At 58.5% G+C, this 3,186-nt stretch carries 2 protein-coding genes; one reads left to right on the top strand and one right to left on the bottom strand.

Annotation, left to right across the window (positions count from 1 at the left end; translation table 11 throughout):
• Window positions 1-80: 80 nt before the first annotated feature.
• Window positions 81-1,769 carry a CocE/NonD family hydrolase gene (locus tag IGS51_RS02735; RefSeq protein ID WP_297075595.1) on the bottom strand — a complete coding sequence of 563 codons (1,689 nt, stop codon included), beginning with the start codon at window positions 1,767-1,769 and terminating at the stop codon, window positions 81-83.
• Window positions 1,770-2,333: 564 nt separating this feature from the next.
• On the opposite strand from IGS51_RS02735, the gene IGS51_RS02730 reads away from it, so the two are divergent.
• Window positions 2,334-3,059 (top strand): tetratricopeptide repeat protein, encoded by a 726-nt coding sequence (locus tag IGS51_RS02730; RefSeq protein ID WP_297075592.1) that lies wholly within the window; start codon window positions 2,334-2,336, stop codon window positions 3,057-3,059.
• Window positions 3,060-3,186: the final 127 nt, after the last annotated feature.

Here is a 3,186-nt window from a genome sequence, read left to right as displayed (position 1 = left end):
CCCGCGAGAAATTGTCCAAAATCCAGAGAGCTTATTGCAAGTGCGTAAGTCTTGGAAAATATAAAGCTCTACATAAAGCTCTACAAATCCACAGATTTGACGACGGGCAGCATCACCCGCGAAGGTGCGTCCGTCGTGCCAGAATACACCGACACCGTGATTACCCGTGCCTCCATTAGCTGACTATCGGCAGGGAGCGTGCCGCCACCTGCATTTACCGGATAGGCGGGCGAACTGGCTCCGCTGAGGCTGAGACGCAGGGCGCTGCCCTTGGGAAGCTGGATGCAGGTGGGCTGGAGGGCGATTGTGTAGCGCGGCGCGGGCTGGGCGGGGTAGTGTGTGCCAATTCGCAGATAGCCCTGGGTGAATTGCAGCACCGTGCCGTTGGGTTTCACTTCCGACAGCGCTGCGCCCAGGTCAAAGCTAAAGGTGTCTGCGTTGCAGCACACATCCACCAAAATTTCTCCAGCGATCAGCAGGTCATCGGCGAGCGGTTCGCTGGTGTAGGTAACGACATCCGTGCGGCTATCCAGCACAGACCGATCGACCGGGCCCGGCGGCACCGTGGCATGGCCACCCAGCGCGGGCACGGGCCGCCACGGGTCGTGGACAAAGCTGTCGGGGATTGCTGCGCCTCGATCAGCATCCGTCCCTGCCGCACCTCCCTGAGGGATCAGCGCACCGTGTTCGTCGCCCATGGCCGCCAGGCCGTTGCCTGCCAGCCAGAGCGGGGTCTTGGGCGGATTGGGAAACGCACCGAGCGATCGCCACTGGTGAGTTCCCAAATCAAACAAATGCACCGGCGACTCGTGCATTAGCTCGGAGTCGATGCCCTTCAAAAACTGGTCAAACCAGCGGATCTGCACCTGGTCGATGGGCGAGCTGGCCGCCGGGCCATAGTCCACGCTGCCCACGCGCCGCCCCCAAGGCAAGTGCGCCCAGGGCCCCACCCAGAGATGCTGGAGATAGCTGCTGCGGGCCGCCATCGAGCGATAGAGCCGCAGCGTGCCCCGCAGGTGTGTGTCAAACCAGCCGCCGATATGCAGCATGGGCAAATCGACCTCGCTCCAATAGGTTTTGGGGGAAAGCCGTCGCCAATAGTCTGCCGTGGGGTCGGGGTTGCTCAGCCAGTCGTGATAAAAGGAGTCGGGCGCGAGGCGTTCCAGCAGTTCCGAGCGGGGACAGACCGGATCGACCTTGAACGGCGCATGGGCCACGGCATACAGCGCTTCGTAGGCTTCTGGGTCGCCCTGGCGGCGGGCGGTTTCGCTGGCCAGTTGCAGCGCCCAACTGAGATTGTTCTGATAGCAAAAGGCTCCGCCTTCGTAGGCCCAATCGGCATAGAGGTCAAAGGCGACCATGCTGGGACAGATGGTGCGGAGGGCAGAGGGCTGGGCGATCGCCGCGTAGAGCTGGGTCATGCCCTGGTAGGAAAAGCCGTACATCCCCACCTGCCCATCGCTGCCGGGAAGCTGGGAGGCCCATTCCACCGTGTCGGCTCCGTCCTCGATTTCGTGGGCAAACAGGTGGAACTCGCCCTCCGATGTCCCGCGCCCGCGCACGTCCTGAATGACCACGATGTAGCCGTGGGCAGCATACCAGGACGGATGGGCATAAACCACCGTCGAGGCGATCGCCCGTCCGTAGGGCTGCCGCATCAGCAGCACCGGAAACGGCCCCTCTGCATCGGGATAGTAGACATCCGCATCCAGGCGCACTCGGTCGCGGGTGTACATGGACGCGGTTTTCTTGGGCAACACAGGCAGCATAGCGAAATCGCAGGGAGAAGGGGGCACTATAAGCAGGGAGTGATCGGAAGACGACATCAGGAACCCTCAGTGACGTTGATTGGTGACGTTGATTGGTGACGTTAACTTTGGTGACGCTAACTTGGTGACGTTAACTTGGTGAGGCTGACTTGAAGACTTTAACTCGACTTCAAGCTAGCTTCATGGCTGGGTCAACTGGGGGAAAATACCGAGTTCCTTACAAAAAATTTCCAGAATTGTAAGGAAATTTCAGACCTGAATGTGAATCCTGTTAATATCATGGGCGCTGTCGAAACCACTCTGAGTGTCCACTCTCCCGCGAATCAAGACTATATAAATTACTACTGGCTAAATAAATCACCACTGGCTAAACCAATCATGACTGGCTAAGGCCGCGTTAGGTCGCGCTAGCGTAAGTACGTTTGAGTCACGGTTTTGGTCAGGATCACCTCGCTCTTCTTCTGATCAAAAATTTCGAGACTGTATCCTGTCCATTCGCAATTCATTCGCATTCTCTCTCGGCCATTCCCAGATTATTCCCAGGTTAGCGATAAGGACGTTTCTATGAAAAGTCAACGATTTCAATATAAGCGGCTGGGGCTGCTGCTGGCACTCTCCACCGGGCTAAGCTGCGTATCGCTGGGGCTACCCCTTCAGCGGGCCCTAGCCAACGGCTGGATTCTCTTCCAGGAAGGAAACCTGCAACCTCTGGTGGGGACGCACACCTTCGCGGGCACAGCAGGGCAGACCGTGGCGATCGCCCTCCGCACGGACGGCTTTTCGGGTGCGGTGGTGCTGATTGCGCCCAACGGCGATGAGGTCGCCAGAAATGAATACTACGGCCGCACGAGTGGCCCAATGATCGTCACGACGCTACCGACCAGCGGCGCATACAAAATCCTCGCGCAGTCGCCCTACGGTCAGGCAGGAACCTACACCGTGAACGTGCGGATTGCGACAGCCTATGACTTGGCCTTTTCGCGCGGCGTTCAGTTGAACCAAGAGGGCGACTATGCCGGGGCGATCGCCGCCTTCAATGAAGCCATTCGTGCCGACCCACAAAGCCCCGAAGCCTACGTAGAACTTGGCAATCTGCTCTATAACGATGCCAGACGGCTGAAGCCAGAAGAAGCTCGCAGCATCGTTTCTGCCTATGAGCGAGCCGCCGCCGCCTACGAACGGCAGGGCAACCAGGAGATGGCGCAGATGTTGCGCGACCTAATCGTCGTGGTTCAAGCGGAGGTCAGCCCTATTCCTTCTGGGGCTTTTCCTGGAGGAGGCGTTCGGTAATCGAACTAAACCCCTTGGAGGCTTGCCGTCTCCCCTGAGCAAGCATTTTTCATCTACATTAGACCTATTGCATAAATGCTTTTCTGAGAGCGTGAATCGTTAGCAGCACCGCCGCTCAACGATTCAC

It is taken from the genome of Thermoleptolyngbya sp. M55_K2018_002 (assembly GCF_015295965.1).
Lineage (GTDB): Bacteria > Cyanobacteriota > Cyanobacteriia > Elainellales > Elainellaceae > Thermoleptolyngbya > Thermoleptolyngbya sichuanensis.
This window is presented reverse-complemented; position numbering and strand designations above follow the sequence as displayed.